This is a genomic window from Paenibacillus sp. SJS-P3, assembly GCF_056711585.1.
Window position 1 is genome coordinate 1,806,803 of record NZ_CM160043.1, and the last position, 17,240, is coordinate 1,824,042.

A 17,240-nucleotide genomic window follows, 5' to 3' on the forward strand; every position below is an offset into this window, starting at 1 on the left:
GACAACCTGCGCGAATGAAAGGCAGAGCAGAGCTCGGAGTCTTTCAACTATTCCACCGGATCCGCTTTTCTTGTAAAGGAAAGAACGATGTCCTGAGCATGGTCTCCAAAGTCCGAGCCGAACAGGTTGAGTCCACGCGCGTTGGCGGCATCCTCGGCGATCTCGAAGCGGATGCGGACGGGCTCGCTGAAGGAAAGCCCCAAGGCATCGATGGAAAGGTCTCCGCAAGGAGCTCCATTGATCAGGCTTCCCGTACGGGTTACTTTCCATTCCGTCAGTCGGCCATACTCGGTATTGCCTCGCCATTTCTCCGGCGTGAACCGGCCTTTGCGGTCGCCGAAATCGCCTGGGCTCGTCCAGGTTCCGACAAGCAGATCATTCATATAGAGCGATATGTCGGAGGGCCATTCTTCGCGGAAGCCCGGCGCCTCCGAACACAGCTCCGCTGTCAGGCTGATTTCCTCCAGCTCGGTACCAGGCGGCATCGGATTGGCGAAGCGGTACTCGAGGCTCCCGCTGCCGGAGAACCATACCACAGAGGCATGAATGCGGTCCGGCATGTAGAAAACCCTCGGATCGTCCGGCGATCCGATTCCGGAGCCGTCGCGTGAAGCCATGCCGCAGGGCGGCTGGACGGAGCAGGCGGAGAACATGCCGATCGGCATGCGGATTTGTTCCGTACGGTGCAGGGCATCGCCGGCTCTGGCAGGCATTTCCAGCAGGATGGAGCGGTAATTGACCGAGCAGATCTTCTCCCGGGCGGAACCTTGGCGGCAAGCGATCAGCTCGGCCTGTTCCAGCGTCTGCACGTTGATGGATATGGTCGGCTGCGCCGCGCCGAGCACCTCCGCCAGCTGGCTGACGCTCATCGCCTTCTCCCCGAGCGCCTCCAGAATTCGCAGCCGGACGTCGCTGGAGAGAGCCTTCGCCACGTCGATCATCCGGGAAGCCGGAAAGCGGATCAGTTCCTGTTTGGTTTCGCTCATGTCAACGCTTCCTTTACATAATTGGATAGCTTCAGTCTACAAGGAATATGATATATTGTAAATCCATAATGTACATTGCCTAATTAATATATACCTGCTAGAATGGGGTCAATTCCCATTCGAAAGGTGTGTGCCGAATGCTTGAATCCTTTACCGCCCATGCAGGCCTCATGATTCCCCGTCCTGAATACCCCCGCCCGGATTGGGAACGGGGCGATTGGCTCAATCTCAACGGATCCTGGTCTTTCCGGCTGGATCAGGAAGGAATAGGCGCATCGGAAGCCTGGCAGTTCAAGGATGAGAGCCACTTCGGCTCGACCATTATGGTACCGTTTTCATGGGCAAGTCCCTTATCCGGAATCGGGGAGAACGTGAAGGGTACCGGATGGTATCGCCGCACAGCAAGCTGGGCTCCCTCGGAAGCCGGCTCCCTCGTGTTCCTCCGCTTCGGCGCGGTAGATTACGAATGCGATATCTGGGTGAATGGGGAGCATGCCGGTTCCCATCAAGGCGGATACGGCACGTTCGAGTTCGATGTTACCTCTGCATGGAAGACTGCGGAAGAGAACGTGATCGTCGTGCGCGCGCAGGATGAGGATCATAACCACCAAGCGAGAGGCAAGCAAGGCTATGGAGAAATTCGCGGCATCTGGCAGACGGTATGGCTGGAAGCACGTCCCGAGGCCTATATCCAGAATGCGGAATTCCATACCTTCGTAGATGGACGCGTGAAGATCAACGCGCGCATCAGCGCCGCACAGGATGGCGAAGCGCGGCTTGCGCTCGATTTCGCGGATGGCTGCGTCACGGCTCAATCGGTGCATCAGCTGAAGAAGGGCGACAATGAAGTCTCGATGTCCTTCCAAGTAGCGGAGCCTCAGCTGTGGAGCCCGGAAACGCCTCATCTGTACGAAGGGGCCATCACCTTGACCTCCCTCTCCGGAGAGGACAGGGTGTCCACGTACTTCGGCATCCGCGAGATCGGAACGGCCCGGTTCGGGGAGCGCGGCTACCGCTGGCTGACGCTGAACGGCAAGCCGGTCTATTTGAACGGAACGCTGGACCAGGCTTATCACAAGAGCGGCTACTTCACCTATCCGAGCGACCAGGACATGCATGACGAGATCTATATGATGAAGCGGCTAGGCCTGAACTTCGTCCGCATCCACATCAAGCCGGAGGAGCCCCGCAAGCTGTATTGGGCCGACAAGCAGGGCATTCTCGTCATGGAGGATATGCCCTGCTTCTGGGGCGATCCGGACGAGACGGCTCGGGCGTCGTATGAGCGCGAAGCGCTGGAGACGATCCAGAGGGATTTCAATCATCCGTCCATCTTCTCGTGGGTCATGTTCAATGAAACCTGGGGGTTGAAAACGGACAGCAGGACGGTATCCGTGACAGGAAACGCGGCGCAGCGGCAGCTGTACCTTCCCGAGACGCAGGAGTGGGTCAGGGAGCTCTACCGGTGGGCCAAAAGCATCGATCCGACGCGCATCGTGGAGGACAACTCCCCGTGCAACTGGGACCATGTGGAATCGGATATCAACACCTGGCACTTCTACATCAACGGCTACCGGCAGCTGCGCGACCACTTGGAGCATGTCGCCGCCGGAACCTTCCCGGGGTCGGAGCTGAACTATATCGGAGGCAACAAGCAGTCGGACGCGCCGCTGATGAACAGCGAATGCGGCAACGTCTGGGGCATCGAGGGAGGGGCCGGGGACAGCGACCTGGCCTGGCATTACCGGTACATGCTCAACGAGTTCCGGCGCCACGACAAGCTGTGCGGCTTCGTGTTCACGGAATTCCGGGACGTCACCAACGAATTCAACGGCTACTATCGGCTGGACGGCTCGGCCAAAGACTTCGGCTATGACGGCATCGTGCCGGGCATGACGCTGCGCGACCTGCATGCGGCAGACTTCATCGTCGTGGATGCCGCTCCGTGCTTGACGGTGGATGCCGGAGCGGAGGCGACGGTTCCGCTGCTTCGCTCCAGCTTCTCGGACCGCTATCATGGCGAGAGGCTGACGCTGGAATGGGAGCTCGCCTATGACGAGCTCGGGGTCCGCCGGGTCGAGAGCAGCGGCGCCGTCCAGCTGGAATGGGACGGCTACGGAACCTCCGAGCTGCAGCCGCTCGTTCTGACGATGCCGCAGCGCGACGCTCTGGCGATCCTTGGCCTGCGTCTCGTGGACGGCCAAGGGACGGTCGTGACGCGGAACTTCACTTCGTTCGACGTCCGGAGCGGGCAGCAGGGCGGCGGATACGGAGCGGACGGCGGCACGCTCAGCATTCCGGTCGGCTCGTTCTCGGAGCACAGCTTCGCTTATCAATGGGAGGCGATCGGCGGCCACAAGCAGAACGGAGGCAAGGAAGGCTCGTTCGTCTTTGACGCGGTGCTGCCGGATTCCGGAGAACAGGCCTTGATCACGGATGTGGACATCTGGTTCGAAGCCAGCTCCAAGCGGCTGCTCGCCCGCAACTGCGAAGGAGACAAGGAGCAGCGGACCGACATCAATTATATGCACGGGGATTCGGCGGACGCCGAATGGAACAAGAACAGCTACCCCATGACGGGAGAACAGAAGCATGAATCCCGGGTCGAGGTGCTGATCGACGGCGAATCAGCAGCGAGCTTCGCGTTGCCGGACGATCCCGCCGACGCGCGCGGCATTCTCTCCTGGCATCATCAGCCCGTTGACAACAAGCTGGACGAAGCCGGTTCTTACGGCTACCTGTGCCGGGCATCACTGCCGCCGAGGCTGGCGGCCAAGCTGAACTCAGCCCGCCGCTTCAAGCTGGAGGTGAGGGCTGCGGAGGGCGGCCTCGCCCTGTATGGACGCAACGCCGGCCGGTATCCGATGGATCTGGTTGTCCGCTATCGTTAAGGATCGGCTGAACCTGAAGGGGCATCCGCCCGAAAAGAGGGGATGCCTCCGTTGAAGGAGGAGACATGCATGAGAGGAATCGTGAACCCGGTCATACCGGGTTATTATGCCGATCCGGAAGCCCGGATCTATGAAGGCAAGTTTTGGATCTACGCGACCCGTTCCTTCACGGCCTACACCGACCAGATGAATCTGGACGCATTCAGCTCCGACGATCTGATCCACTGGCACAAGCATGAAGGCATTGTCGAGATGGAAGGCTTCCCGCATATCTGGAGGGCGGTCTGGGCGCCTACGATCATCGAGCGCGCCGGAAAATACTATCTGATCTTCGCCAGCAACGACATCCAGTCGGACGAGGAGACCGGAGGCTTGGAGATAGCGGTCGCGGACAGTCCGGCAGGCCCGTTCCGGGCCTATCTCGGCCGGCCGCTCGTCGACCGCTTCGTTCATCGGGCGCAGCCGATCGACGCCCATCTGTTCAAGGACGACGATGGAGCGGTCTATCTCTACTACGGCGGCTGGAAGCATTGCAACGCGGCCCGCATGAATGAGGAGATGACCGGCTTCGAGCCGCTTGAAGGCGGGAAGGAGATCCTTTCCATCACGCCGCCGGGGTATGTGGAGGGACCCTGCATGCTGAAGAAGGACGGCCTCTATTATTTGATGTGGTCGATGGGCGGCTGGACCAACGGCACTTACCGCGTCGCATATGGCACGAGCGGCAGTCCGCTGGGACCGTTCGAGAACAAGGGGACGATATTGGAGAGCCAGCCGCCGGTCGCCGAAGGTCCGGGCCATCACGGGTATCTGCATCTGCCGGAAGAGGACGAATGGCTGATCGTGTACCATCGCCGGATCATCGGCAACCGCGATCCCGGCAGCCGGATTGTCTGCATCGACCGGATGCGGGTGGAGGACGGCATCATCAGGCCGGTCGTCATGACGGATGCCTGGCAGGAGGCATGAAGGCCGAAGATCTGACGGCAGCTCGTGTCGATCTTCAGCAGCTTGGTCTCCGTGCAGCGGTCGTAGACCGGAACGAATTCCATCTCGTATCGGCCGTCGTCGCTGGTGGCTCGATTTTCAAGCCGTTCAAAAAAGGTCTGACAGCAGAACGCAGCCCATATAGACGCCAGTTCCCCACATCATCAGCGCGGAAATACGGTTGATCCCCGTCCGCATTCGTCCGGATGAATCCAGCCTCGCCGCCGATCTGCCGGCAACGCCAAGGCCGATGAACCAGAACCAGGAGACGGCCGCGCAGACGAACGTGAAGGCGGCCTTCTCATAACCGGCGTAGCCGAGCGAGCTCGTGCCGACGACGCCCACGGTGTCGAGCAGGGCATGCGGGTTCAGCAGCGAGACCGATGCGGCGAAGGCGATCTGCTTTTGGGCTGGCATCGCGCCGCCGGCTGCCGCGCCTGGGACGGCGGGCTTGGTTCTCCAGGACGCGGCGCCCATATACATCAGGAAGCAAATGCCGGCGAGATAAAGGATGATCTTGATCTCCTGATTGTCGAAAATGATGACGGAGACGCCCCATACGGCGAGCAGAATGAGCATCGTGTCGCATAGTCCGGCGGCGATGATGGCGGGCAGCGCCCGGGCGAACCGGGCTTGAGAGGCTCCTTGATTGAAAATGAACACATTTTGCGGCCCTAAAGGCAGAATGAGCCCAAGCGCCAGCAGAAATCCGTGAATGGCTGCAGTCAGCATATGATCCTCCCGATTGGTGATAGAGCCATTGTAAGAGCAATCCGGCCGGGAGTCTCCATCCAATCGGTTGGCGGCAGAGCCAACCAATTGCTATAATGTCCCCACTGAAGCGGATGGAGAGTGGGGTATTCATGACAGAGGATTGGAAGCTGGACAAGCGCGGGGCCGGGCCGCTCCACCAGCAGATCTACGATTTCGTGAAGGGAAAAATCAGGAGCGGCGAATGGCCGGTCGGGATGAGGATTCCTTCCCAGAGAGAGCTGGCAGCGGCGTTGGCGGTCAATCGCAGCACGGTGGTCCATGCGTTGGACGAGCTGGCGGCCGACGGGCTGGTCGAGTCCGCCGTCGGCCGGGGAACGGTCGTGGCGAACAGCACCTGGAATCTGCTTGCCGGTTCCAGGCAGCCCGATTGGGGGCGCTATGTCCGCTCCGGCGCCTACCGGCCGAACTTGTCCTTGATCCGGCGGATCAATGAAGCCGAGCCGGATCCGGGCCTGATCCGCCTCGGAACCGGAGAGCTGTCGCCGGAGCTGCTGCCGTCGAGCCGGATCGCGGAGCTGCTGGCGGGCAGCGTCTCCGGACCGCTCAGCCTGGGGTATCCGGAGCCGAAAGGCAGCTATCCTTTGAGGCAGGCTTTAAGCTCGTATCTGAAGCGAAAAGGGATCGCAGCCTCGCCATCCTCCATTCTGATCGTGTCGGGGGCGCTTCAAGGCCTGCAGCTGATCTCGCTCGGGCTGCTGCGCCATGGTTCCGTGATATTAGCCGAAAATCCGACCTATTTGAATTCCGTCCATGTCTTCCAGTCCGCAGGCATGGAGCTGAGAACCGTCCCTATGGACGATGACGGCATCCGGCCGGATGCCGTCGGGAGACTGATGCGCCAGCACGGAGCTTCCTTGCTCTATACGAATCCGACTTACCGCAATCCGACCGGCGGCGTGATGACGCAGAAGCGCAGGGAAAGCTTGATGCAGGCATGCGCCGAGGCGCGGCTTCCGGTCGTCGAAGACGATGCCTACGGGGATCTGTGGCTGGACGAGCCGCCTCCGTCTCCGCTCAAATCGCTGGACAGCCAGGGACTTGTGCTGCATATGGGGAGCATGTCCAAATCGCTGGGACCGGGGCTGCGCATCGGCTGGATTGCCGGACCCGAGCCCGTCATCGAGCGCTTGGCCGATATCAAGATGCAGACGGACTATGGATCCAGCACCCTTTCGCAGCATGCCGTCGCAGAATGGCTGGCGGCCGGCTGCCATGAAGAGCATTTGTCCTTCTTGCGCGGCAAGCTGAGGGAGCGCAGGAGGATTGCTTTGGCAGCCCTGGAGGCCTCCTTCGCCGATCTGGCGGATTGGACGATTCCGCGGGGCGGATTCTACATCTGGCTGCGGCTCCGCAAGCCCTTGGACATGAGGCGCCTCTTCGAGCTTGCGCTGCAAGCCGGAGTCCTGCTCAACCCGGGCAGCATCTACGACCGGGAGGACCGGCAGCATTTGAGGCTGTCCTATTCCTATGCATCCTTGAGCCAGCTGAGGGAAGGCTTGGCGGCATTGTCCAGCCTGATCCGATCGTTGGCTGCCGCCGGATAATACAATGCCTGCTCAGCTGTCTATCACCTCGCTGATCGGCGCCAGCTCTTCGGCGGATTCTCCTGCGCCCAGCCGAACCTCGCTTTCCTTTCCTTCCAGGCGGTGGGTCGAATTGGTTTGAAGTCAAACTGTACCTGTACAATCCGACTTGTAAGTGGATACAATAAAAGAACTGCGCGCGGCAAATCTCCATGGATGGAGGAGCGCGCCCGATAGGAGGTGAAGCAGGTGAACCGCGAATTGGCCCATTCTATCGTCAGCCGGCTGCCCATTGCCATGGCTGGCATCGTGCATGATTTTTCCGCGAACGGGATCACTCTGTCCATTTTGCCTTGTATGAACCACCCAATCGCGAGAAGACGCCTGCCCTAACCTCTACGGATCGCCATGCCATCCCGAAGAGCCGCGGCCAGCTGCGCGGCTCTTTTTTTGCGCTGTGGCGCAGCGTCTTCCATAACCAGGAGGATGAATGCCATGATTATCGTCAACGCTCAGAACGTAAGAAAATACCACGCCGCCCATCTTGTGCTGGACGGAGCCGCTTTTCAAATCCAGGATGGAGAGAAGGTAGGCCTGATCGGCCGCAACGGCAGCGGCAAATCGACGCTGCTGCGGCTCATATCCGGCCGGGAGCATGCCGACGAAGGCATGCTGACGGTGCGCAGGGATGCGCGCATCGGATATTTGCCGCAGATTCCCGAAGCGTACGAATCGATGACGGTGTACGAGGTGCTCGCCAGCGGATTCGGCAGCTTGATGAAGGCGAAGGAAGAGCTTGCCGGGCTGGAAAGCCGGATGGCCGATCCTGCTCTGGCTCCTTCCGCGCTGGAGCGGCTGCTCGTCCGCTATTCCGAGGTTCAGGAGATGTTCGAGCAGGGAGGAGGCTATGACATGGATACCTTCATCGATCAGGTCGCGAGCGGCCTGCAGATCGACCGCAGCCGGGACGGGCGGACGCTCGGGAGCTTGTCCGGCGGGGAGAAGACCCGGGTCGTGCTGGCTTCCCAACTGGTGACACGTCCCGATCTGCTGCTGCTGGACGAGCCGACCAACCATCTGGATCTGAAAGGGATGGAGTGGCTGGAGCAGTTTTTGCGAGGGTATGCCGGCTGCTGCGTGATCGTCTCCCATGACCGCTATTTCCTGGATGCCGTCGGGACGAAGATGATCGAGCTGGAGGACGGCGAAGCCCATACCTATCTCTCCGACTACAGCGGATACCTCAAGCAGAAGGAGGAGCTTCTGCTGCGCCAGTTCGCCGAATTCCAGGAGCAGCAGAAGGCGATCAAAAAGATGAAGGAGACGATCCGCAAACTGGAGGAATGGGGACGGATCGGGGACAACGAGAAATTTTTCAAGCGCGCGGCTTCGATCCGCAAGGCGCTGGAGAAGATGGAGGCGGTCAAGCGCCCTGTCCTGGAGCCGAAGACGGCGGAATTCAGCTTGAATCCGCAGGACCGGTCGGGGAAGCAGGTCATCGCCTTCGAGCGGGTTTCGAAGCGGTACGGTGACCGCATCCTTCTGCAGGGGGCCGAAGGAAAGCTCCTCTATGGGGAAAAGGCGGTGCTGATCGGGGACAACGGCAGCGGAAAGACGACTCTGCTGGAGATGCTCCTGGGCCGGGAGTCCGCGGATGAAGGCGAGCTGAAGCTCGGAACCCGGCTGGAGATCGGCTATCTGGCCCAGCAGGAACCTGCCGCGGAGCCGGAGAAGTCCGTGCTGGACTACTTCCGGACCGAAGCGGGCATGGAAGAAGGCGAGGCGCGCCATCTGCTGGCACGTTACCAGTTCTACGGAGCCGCCGTATTCCGTCCGCTCAAGGCTCTGTCCGGCGGAGAATGGTCGCGGCTTCGGCTCGCCTTGCTGGTGCGGAAGCGGCCCAATCTGCTGCTGCTCGACGAGCCGACGAACCATCTCGACACCGCCTCCAGAGAAGCATTGGAGGAGGCGCTCGAGGAGTTTCCGGGCACGATCCTGGCCGTGTCTCATGACCGGTACTTCATCAACCGCATCGCCGGGCGCGTGTGGGAGCTCTCCGGGGGCCGCATCGTTTCCTGGAATGGAAACTATGACGGGTATAAGGCGGAGCAGGTCAAGCTGCAGGCAGCAGGCGATTTGTTCCGGGAAGATAAGGCTCCGCATCGGGGAGAAGGCGCGGCTCCACAGGTCAAGCCGACCCTCTCCGGAGAGAGGATGGCGGCCAAGAGCGGCAGCAAAGAAAACGGAAAGAAAACGGAGCAGCTCGCAAAGCAAAAAGAGCAGCTCGAAAAGGATATCGCTCTTCTGGAAGCCAGGATCGCGGCAGCAGCCGCGGAGCTTGAGCTGCTTGCCGTGAACGGCAGCCCGGCGGAGCTGGAGAAGCGATGGAAGGAGCGGGAGATGGACGAGCAGCAGCTGGCCGGTCTGATGGACCGCTGGCTGGAGCTGGCCGGAGAGTAAGGCGATTGCTGCCGTTTTTGTTTTGGCAGAGAGATACGGCTCCAGGCGTATGGACTCGAGGAGGCAGGCCTGCGCCATGATAGCCGCATCCGCCAGATCGAGGAGTCCCATCCCGAGCTTGGGAGCGTACCCGATGCGAATCGGTCCGCGGTCCCTAATCGGGCAACTCTCTGTACCCGGCGCTCAGACAGGGAATAGACCTGGGAAGGTCCTTCGGGGTGGGGGAGATTCCGAAATCCAACTGCTGCTTGCCAAAGCAACCGGCCATTTCAAGCATGGCAATGAACGCTGATCGAAGGCGCCATTCAAGATGGCGCCTTCTTGCATTCCATTCCCTGAGAATTGACGTATAATAGTGTTCGTTCCAGCAAGTCTTTCAGCAGTAATCGGAAGAGTCGTTCATTTTCGGAGCGGCTCAAGCAAAACGACATTTTAACTTGCATAGCCGCAGAGAGGAATGGATCCAGTGCTTCAATGGGCAAAAGGGAAAATAGGACGGGGAACGGCCGTTCCGCCGGAAAAGAAGCTGAGCCGGGATGCGGTCACCTCGCTGATCATCCACAGCTGCTTCCAGTTCGGGGCTTCGATGTCGGGCTTGTTCCTCAACCTGTACTTGTGGAGGCTGACTCAGGATCTAGCGATCAACGGGCTGTACAACATCATCTGCTTCGCAATAACCCCGGCGGCGTTCGCCGCGGGAGGCTGGCTTGCCAAGCGTAAGGACCGGATGGCGGCCTACAGGCTTGGCATCGTCATGATCGCCGTCTTCTACCTGCTCGTCGTCATTGCTCAGGAGCGGGTGGCGGAATATTATGTCCTGTTCGCGCTGTTGAACGGAATATCGTCCGGCTTCTATTGGGTCGGCTATCTCGTGCTTCAATACGACGTATCTACGGAGACGAACCGAATCCGATATCTGGCGATCAACATGATCGCCTTCAACTCCGCCGGGCTCGCCGGGCCAGCGCTGGCCGGCCTCATCATCCGCCGCAGCGAAGGGCTGCAGGGATACATCATGATCTTTGCGCTTGCTTCCGTCATGTTCGCCGCCGCTGCCGCGATCAGCTTCCGGATCCCGATGCAGACCGTGCGCCACCGAACCTATTATCTGAACCTGATGGGCTTGCTGATGTCCAAGCACAGTCGATGGCGCAGGGCGCTGTACAGCTTCTTCGTCTTCGGCCTGTTCCAGGGAATCATGCTGTTCCTTCCCAATATCCTGCTGTTCCGCACCGTCGGCCGCGAGGATTGGGTCGGCTATCTCGGCGTGCTGTTCTCCGCCTTGACGGTCGCTACCGGGTATGTCATTTCCCGCTCCGCCCAGCAGGAGCATGTGCGCCTCTACCTGCTGATCTCCTCGATCGGAGTCACGCTCGGGGCGGCGCTCTTGCTGCTGGACGTGAAGCTGTGGTCCGTCGCGGCCTTCATGATCCTGTTCTCGGTGTTCAATCCGCTCGCGGTCAACACGCTGACCTCGTATTATTACCGGCTGATCGGACAGCTGCCGCTCAAGGGGCAGCTGCGCGTAGAGTCGGTCATCATGAGGGAGCTGTTCCTCAACGCCGGGCGTGTCGTATCGATCGCGCTGCTGCTCCTGTGCGCGGCCGACATGCGGCCGTCGTTCATGGCTGCGGTGCTGTTCGGCATGGCGGCTCTGCAGTTCACGCTGCTGGGACTGGTGAAGGAGCGTCAATGAATGGAAATGGAAGGGTGTTCGACTATGCCCTTGCTGCATCCGCATCGCGGAGGCGACCGCGCTGCCCCCAAAGCCGTTGTTTTGGAGACAGCGACAGCGGATTGCCTGACAAAAGCGCTTTGAGCTTTCTTTCATCCATAGAAGTCAACATCAATCCATCCGTCCGTAGATGTCTACTTGTCATTCATCCATAGATGTACCTATCAAGGGCAACTCCATCGGGAGGGGCTCTTTTTTTGATTGCCGCTTCTTTTCCCAGCCTGGTGACATGCAAGCGCGCCGCTCCGGTCCAGCCTGCCGTGATGATGAAGAAACCGGAAATGCCTTTTGAAAATGCCGCTCAAACGCATGGCTACTTCCTTTCATCCGGAGCCGTCAGCCGGATAGCTCCATCCGCCAGCTCCAGCTTGACCTTGTTGCGGTCCTTGGCACCGATGGACTCCAGGTAGGAGGCCGGAACCTGCAGCCGTCCGGCTTTGTCGAGGACGGCGTATTCGACATGCGAATCGTCTTCGTCCCGCGCGCCGGGAGGAATGCCTTGCTCCAGCTCCAGCAGCTCCTCGGCATAGGATTTGCGGCGGATCATTTCGGAGGAGGTCTTGCCGTCGCGGATGGCGACGACCCTCTCCACCTTCCGGGCGAGCAGCGGATCATGGGTGACGATGACGATCGTGATTCCCGTCGTCCGGTTCAGGTCGCGGAACAAGTCGAGAATCTGGTCCGACATCCGGGAGTCGAGCGACCCCGTCGGCTCATCCGCGAGCAGCAGCCTCGGTCCGCCTGCCAGCGCGATCGCGACGGCGACCCGCTGCTGCTCGCCGCCGGACAGCTGGTGCAGCTTGCTGCCGCGGCGATGGCCGAGACCGACCGCCTCCAGCAGCTCCAGCGCGCGTTCGCGGCGCGGCTTCCCGCCGAGCAGGAGAGGCAGCTCGACATTTTCCTGAGCGGTGAGGTAGGGAATCAGGTTGCGGGCATTGTTCTGCCAGACGAAGCCGACGCTGCTGCGCTTGTATGCGACGAGATCACGCTCGCTCATCTTGAGCATGTCGCGCCCGTTCACGACCAGCTTGCCTGCAGAGGGGCGGTCCAGTCCGCCCAGCATATTGAGCAGAGTCGACTTCCCGCTGCCGCTGTTGCCGATGATGGCCATCAGCTCGCCGGCCTCGACCTCGAGATCGAGGCCTTGCAGGGCGAATACCTCCAGCTCGGCGGCCTTATAGATTTTGACCAGCCCTTCGCAATGAATCATTCCAATCAATCCTCCCCGAGCTTGAGCGCTTGATGGATCCGGCTTCTGGACAGCATGATCCCGAGCACGGCCAAGCCGATCAGCAGCGTCATGCCGACCATCCCGTACAGCTTGGCGAAATCGCCGGCGGCAAGGATGACCCGGAATGGCGGGACGAGAGCCGCCGGATCGAATGCCAGCTGGAAATTGGGGACGAACAGGCGGCTCGCCGAATAGCCTGCGGCCATGCCGATCAGGACGGCCGTTCCCGAAGTGAGCAGCTGCTCCAGGGCGAGCATGCCGATCAGCTGGCGCAGCGACAGGCCGACGGCGCGCAAAATGCCATTTTGAAGCGTACGCCCTTTCAAGGTCAGAATCCAGTACAGCATGAACCCGGCGAAGGCGACGAGAATCGAGATCAGGAACCCAAGCGTCAGGATGCCGTTGAGCGCCATGAAGAAGGGATCGTTTTTGGCTCGCGCGAGCTCGTCTCTCGTATTGACGATGCTGGTCAAGTTCAGGCCGGCATGGGAAATGCCCTCGTAGAGCCGTGCCGTGGAGGCGCCGGGCTTCATCTTCAGCCAAACCTGATAGGGCTCGAGCGCGAGCTGGAACTGAATGCGCGGCAGATGGCCGACGATGAGCATCGGCGTGCTGCCGGAGGCGGAGTCTTGTGAGGCCTGCCGGCCGCCCGACGCTCCCGGATTGGGATTGAAGGATGGAAAGAAAGGCAGGATGCCGTAAACGACGAACGGCTGCGGATCGATCTTGTCCCAGCCGGCCCAGATCGTGTCGCCGGGCTTCACCTTCTTGTCTTCGGCCAGCGTCTGCGAGATCAGAACCGCGCGCGGATCCGGGGCGATCAGATTGAGATAATCGGCCAGCGGATAACGGAGGATGTAGTCGCCGAACCAGGCCGTCTCTCCGAAATCATCCGTATCGATGCCCATGAGCTCGGCGGTTCCGCCGCTTCCGCCTGCAGTGAAGGCGGCATCCTTCTTGATGAACACTTTCGCCGCGTGCTCGACTCCGGGCAGGGCCGGGTAGGCGTCGAAGGGAGGCTCTGTGTAATGGACGACGGGGGAATCGGCACCGGCAGCCTTGGCTTCTCCGCCGCCAGGCGAGTAAGCCGAAGTGTCTGCCGGCACATCGGTCTGCCATGGGCCGGAGAGGACGAAGTCCGCTCCGTTGCGATACCGGATCTGTTCCTCGCGGTTGTTGTTGATCGTTCTGGCCGCCCCCGCGCTGAACACGCCGGAGGCGATGGTCAGGATGAGGAAGAGCATGAGGAACTGGTACTGGACGAGAGAGCGGCCCACCTGGATCAGGGAAGCGTACCAGGCCGGCGGCCACCAGCGGCGTCCCAGCCTGTAGACGGCGGCGAGCAGCAGCGGATAAAGGCGCAGCAGCAGCAGGCCGGCTCCGATCATGAACAGCGCGGGCACGACGAACTGAAGCGGATCGATCCGCAGGTCTTCCGAGCCGAGGCCGAGCGTCTTCAGGCTGTCCAGCCGTTCCCGGAACGTATAGAGGCCGTAGAAGGAAACGAAGATCAGGATGATGTCCACGAATGCTTTGCGCCATAAAGGCGCCTGGCCGGCTCTAGCCAGAGACTGCTTGTGGCCGACGATCGTGACGCGCGTGGCGCGGATGACGGGCAGCAGCGTCATGGCGAAGGCGATGGCGGCCGCCGCTCCCGAATAGGCGAACGCCTCGGCGCCGACATGGACGGGAAGCCTGGAGCGTTGGACGAATTGCAGGAAGCCGCTCGATGCGCCGAGCAGCTCCGTCAATCCGGCTGCGAGGTACGGTCCGGCCGCGAAGGCGGCTCCGGCTATCATCAGCCCTTCGGCGGCAAACGCAGAGATGATCTGCAGCCTCGAAGCGCCGCGGCTGCGCAGGACGGCGATCTCGTTCCTCTGCCTGCCGGCGATGAGTTCGGACACCATGTACATATAGAAAGCCAGCATGATCAGCACCGGGATGTCGAGGGACCACATCAGCGTCGCGAGGCGCTGCGACCGCTCTCCATAGCTGTCGATCGCCTCGGCTGCCGGGACGTCGAACTTGGTTTGGCTGACCGGGACGAGCTTGCCTGCGGCGCTTCGGATCGCCTGATCGGTGTTCAGGAAAGGCTCGATATCGCGCAGCGTCATCTTCGTGTAGTCCAGCACGAAATACCAGCTGGCGGAGAATAGGGGAGCCTTGCGGGCAGTCAGCATCTCCTTGGCGAACAAGCCTTCATCCATGACGAAGACGCGGTTGTAATCATCGAGCGACGGGTCGCGGAAGAAGAGGTCGCCTTCCTGCTTGACGCCGAAGCTGCCGACGGGCTTCAGGCGCAGATGCAGGTTGCGGCTGTCGTCATCGAGCCTGACGATCCGGCCGAGCACGAAGTCGAGCTCCTGAAGCGTCCGCTGGTTGACCATGACCTCATAGGCGCCGTCCGCATCCGGCTGTGGTGAAGGCAGCCGGCCGTCGATCAGGCGGATATGATCCTGGATGCCGCTGACGGAGCGGATGGCACCGGTAGGCTTGAGCTGCTTGGGATCGGCGGCGGAGCCTTCCACCTCCAGCACGAGCTGTTCGGTCTGCAGCTCGTACGCAGCCTGCTGGAGCGGAAGTCCGAAGCCGGGGACAGCCTCTTCATTCATGAAGCGCTCCAGACTGGAGACGGCCTGGAGCTTCTTGTCCGCCTTCATGTCCATCAAGGTGATTTTGGAGAAATAGGTGCCGGAATGCATGCCCGAATCCTGCTGCCGCCTCTCCAGGTCCTTCACGAGCATGCGGGAGAGGATGGCGTCGGAGTAGACCGGCATCGTGCTGACGAGGCCGGTCGTCAGCACCATGCCGAGAAGCAAGCTGACGGCCAGCCATTTGTTGTTCGCCATCTTGCGGAAGATCATCGTCAGCAGGGCCATGTCCAGGCCTCCTCTATGAGCGGGGTGAGAGAGCGGTTATTGCAGGACAATGACCTGCCCCTCCTTCAGGCCTTTCAAAATCTCGACGTCGGTGGAGCTGGAGATGCCGGCCTCGACATCGGCTTCCCGCAGCCGCTTGCCGTCCTCCAGCAGCCGGACGAACGTCCGTCCCTGGTAAGTCCGCAGGCCGCTCTTCGGAATGACGAGCGTATTTTTGCGCTGCTCGGTGATGATGAGGATGCTTGCCTGGGTGCCGATCTCAACATTGCCGGGCAAGCCCTGGACGCTTAGGTACAGGGTGGAGGCGTATTTGTCCGCCAGCGCCTTGTTCGGCGTCTGCGGAGCCGAATCCGGCGTCTGCACGACTTTGGCGGCATAGGTCTTGTCCTCGATCTTCACTTCGGCCGGCGAGCCGAGCTTGACGCCGCCGAGATCTCCTCCTGAATCGAATCCCATCGCGAGCCGCAGCCTGGACGGATCCGAGACGACGGCCAGCGTCTGGTAGGGCGCGACGAGATCTCCTTCCTGGAGCGAATCGGCAAACGTGACGATGCCGCTGAGCTTGGAGCGGATGACGGTATGGTCCAGCTGCTCCTTCAATCTCGCGTATTTGAGCCTTTCGATATCCAGCTGCAGGCTCGCCAGCCTGCGCCCTTCCTTGTCGGACGAGGGCATCCGCTTCAAGGCATACGAAGCGCGCTCCGCGGCAAGCTCCTGCTCCTTCACCTGCAGATCGAGGCCGTCCACAAGCAGCCGGGCGAGCACATCTCCGGCTTGGACGCTGTCTCCAGCCTGGACCTCGATCTTCTCCAGCCTGCCTCCTTGGCCCGACAGCTGGGCCCGGTCGGTTCTCAAGGATTCGAAGGATCCGGTGCCGCTGACTTCTTTCTGGACGGTGCCTTTGGCGGCTTCGGCCGTCCGGTAATTTTCCGATGCGGGCTTGACGAGCGGCGGCTTCAGCTCCGCTTCCTCGCGCGGAAGGAGGGAGCAGCCCGATGCGGCCAGAGACAGGACGAGAAGAGCGGCTGCAGCGGACAAGCTAACGGACTTCGGCAATGTGGCCATCCTCCAATTCGAATACGAGATCGACGATTTCCATGACGGCGGGGTCGTGGGTGGCGAGCACGACGGTCAGGCCTTGCTGGACAAGCTCGCGAAAGGCTTTCATGATCGTAAGCCCGGTGCGGCTGTCGAGCTCGGCCGTCGGTTCGTCGGCCAGCACGAGCGCGGGCCTGCGGGCGATCGCCCTGGCGATGGCGGTGCGCTGCTGCTCGCCTCCCGACAGCTCGAACGGACGGTGATGCATGCGCTCCGCGAGGCCGACCTGCTCGAGAGCGGCGATGGCGGCTGCCTGGCGTTCCTTGGCGGGCACTCCCGCTACCCGGAGCATGAACTCGACGTTCTCGTAGGCGGTCATGAGCGGCACGAGGGCGAAGGACTGGAAGATGAGGCCGATCTCGGTCCGCCGGAGCTCATCCCGCTGGCGGCCGGTCAGCTTCGTCAGGTCGCGGCCGCCGAGCTCGATGATGCCTTCGGTCGGCGTATCCAGCGCTCCGAGCAGATTGATCAGGGTCGTCTTGCCGGAGCCAGATCTTCCCTTGAGCGCGACCAGCTTGCCTGCGGGAAGCGCGAGATCGATTCCCTTGAGCACGGCGACGGAGTTCTTGCCCCTGCTGAAGATGCGGGTAATGCCGGAAGCCTGGAGAATAAGCGGGGAAGCTGCGGGCATGGATCGTTCACCTCCCAATGTTCAATTCCTTTACCATTAATTTAC

At 61.1% G+C, this 17,240-nt stretch carries 12 protein-coding genes; 6 read left to right on the forward strand and 6 right to left on the reverse strand.

The genetic code is table 11. The features are described 5' to 3' along the window. Positions 1-47: 47 nt before the first annotated feature. Positions 48-986, reverse strand: a complete 939-nt coding sequence (locus tag AC06G8_RS08065) for an ArsR/SmtB family transcription factor (protein WP_480284968.1) — start codon at positions 984-986, stop codon at positions 48-50. 137 nt (positions 987-1,123) lie between these two features. Between AC06G8_RS08065 and AC06G8_RS08070 the strand changes: the two genes are divergently transcribed. Continuing rightward, positions 1,124-3,877, forward strand: coding sequence for a glycoside hydrolase family 2 protein (locus AC06G8_RS08070; protein WP_480284969.1), 2,754 nt, complete (start codon positions 1,124-1,126; stop codon positions 3,875-3,877). Positions 3,878-3,946: 69 nt separating this feature from the next. Then, the gene (locus tag AC06G8_RS08075; RefSeq protein ID WP_480284970.1) at positions 3,947-4,846 is read left to right on the forward strand and encodes a glycoside hydrolase family 43 protein; all 900 of its coding nucleotides are present in this window, start codon (positions 3,947-3,949) and stop codon (positions 4,844-4,846) included. 126 nt (positions 4,847-4,972) lie between these two features. Here AC06G8_RS08075 and AC06G8_RS08080 read toward each other — a convergent pair whose 3' ends face one another. After that, positions 4,973-5,596: a LysE/ArgO family amino acid transporter gene (locus AC06G8_RS08080; RefSeq protein ID WP_480284971.1), complete on the reverse strand. Its 624-nt coding sequence runs from the start codon at positions 5,594-5,596 to the stop codon at positions 4,973-4,975. 131 nt (positions 5,597-5,727) lie between these two features. Between AC06G8_RS08080 and AC06G8_RS08085 the strand changes: the two genes are divergently transcribed. The 4 genes from AC06G8_RS08085 (at position 5,728) to AC06G8_RS08100 (ending at position 11,317) form a co-directional block, all read left to right on the forward strand. After that, entirely contained in the window at positions 5,728-7,182 is a 1,455-nt protein-coding gene (locus tag AC06G8_RS08085; protein ID WP_480284972.1) for an aminotransferase-like domain-containing protein, read from the forward strand. Between the two features lie 228 nt (positions 7,183-7,410). Beyond that, positions 7,411-7,554 carry an RAxF-45 family protein gene (locus AC06G8_RS08090; protein WP_480284973.1) on the forward strand — a complete coding sequence of 48 codons (144 nt, stop codon included), beginning with the start codon at positions 7,411-7,413 and terminating at the stop codon, positions 7,552-7,554. 102 nt (positions 7,555-7,656) lie between these two features. After that, entirely contained in the window at positions 7,657-9,621 is a 1,965-nt protein-coding gene (abc-f, locus tag AC06G8_RS08095) for a ribosomal protection-like ABC-F family protein (RefSeq protein ID WP_480284974.1), read from the forward strand. A 466-nt stretch (positions 9,622-10,087) separates the two neighbouring features. Beyond that, the gene (locus AC06G8_RS08100; protein ID WP_480284975.1) at positions 10,088-11,317 is read left to right on the forward strand and encodes an MFS transporter; all 1,230 of its coding nucleotides are present in this window, start codon (positions 10,088-10,090) and stop codon (positions 11,315-11,317) included. A 352-nt stretch (positions 11,318-11,669) separates the two neighbouring features. Here the strand turns inward: AC06G8_RS08100 and AC06G8_RS08105 are convergent, their stop codons facing one another. The 4 genes from AC06G8_RS08105 to AC06G8_RS08120 are packed head-to-tail and all read right to left on the reverse strand — an operon-like array spanning position 11,670 to position 17,195. Continuing rightward, on the reverse strand, positions 11,670-12,566 hold the full coding sequence (locus AC06G8_RS08105) for an ABC transporter ATP-binding protein (protein WP_480284976.1): 897 nt from the start codon (positions 12,564-12,566) through the stop codon (positions 11,670-11,672). 5 nt (positions 12,567-12,571) lie between these two features. Continuing rightward, on the reverse strand, positions 12,572-15,466 hold the full coding sequence (locus AC06G8_RS08110) for an ABC transporter permease (RefSeq protein ID WP_480284977.1): 2,895 nt from the start codon (positions 15,464-15,466) through the stop codon (positions 12,572-12,574). A 36-nt stretch (positions 15,467-15,502) separates the two neighbouring features. After that, complete coding sequence (locus AC06G8_RS08115; protein ID WP_480284978.1) at positions 15,503-16,522, reverse strand: efflux RND transporter periplasmic adaptor subunit; 1,020 nt, start codon at positions 16,520-16,522, stop codon at positions 15,503-15,505. Continuing rightward, the gene (locus AC06G8_RS08120; protein ID WP_480284979.1) at positions 16,506-17,195 is read right to left on the reverse strand and encodes an ABC transporter ATP-binding protein; all 690 of its coding nucleotides are present in this window, start codon (positions 17,193-17,195) and stop codon (positions 16,506-16,508) included. Before AC06G8_RS08120 ends, AC06G8_RS08115 begins: the two co-directional genes overlap by 17 nt. Positions 17,196-17,240 lie beyond the last annotated feature (45 nt).

Bases quoted from the DNA above. Each gene is read 5' to 3' on its own strand.
- AC06G8_RS08065 (WP_480284968.1), bottom strand. From the start codon at position 986: ATGAGCGAAACCAAACAGGAACTGATCCGCTTTCCGGCTTCCCGGATG.
- AC06G8_RS08070 (WP_480284969.1), top strand. From the start codon at position 1,124: ATGCTTGAATCCTTTACCGCCCATGCAGGCCTCATGATTCCCCGTCCT.
- AC06G8_RS08075 (WP_480284970.1), top strand. From the start codon at position 3,947: ATGAGAGGAATCGTGAACCCGGTCATACCGGGTTATTATGCCGATCCG.
- AC06G8_RS08080 (WP_480284971.1), bottom strand. From the start codon at position 5,596: ATGCTGACTGCAGCCATTCACGGATTTCTGCTGGCGCTTGGGCTCATT.
- AC06G8_RS08085 (WP_480284972.1), top strand. From the start codon at position 5,728: ATGACAGAGGATTGGAAGCTGGACAAGCGCGGGGCCGGGCCGCTCCAC.
- abc-f (WP_480284974.1), top strand. From the start codon at position 7,657: ATGATTATCGTCAACGCTCAGAACGTAAGAAAATACCACGCCGCCCAT.
- AC06G8_RS08105 (WP_480284976.1), bottom strand. From the start codon at position 12,566: ATGATTCATTGCGAAGGGCTGGTCAAAATCTATAAGGCCGCCGAGCTG.
- AC06G8_RS08110 (WP_480284977.1), bottom strand. From the start codon at position 15,466: ATGGCCCTGCTGACGATGATCTTCCGCAAGATGGCGAACAACAAATGG.
- AC06G8_RS08120 (WP_480284979.1), bottom strand. From the start codon at position 17,195: ATGCCCGCAGCTTCCCCGCTTATTCTCCAGGCTTCCGGCATTACCCGC.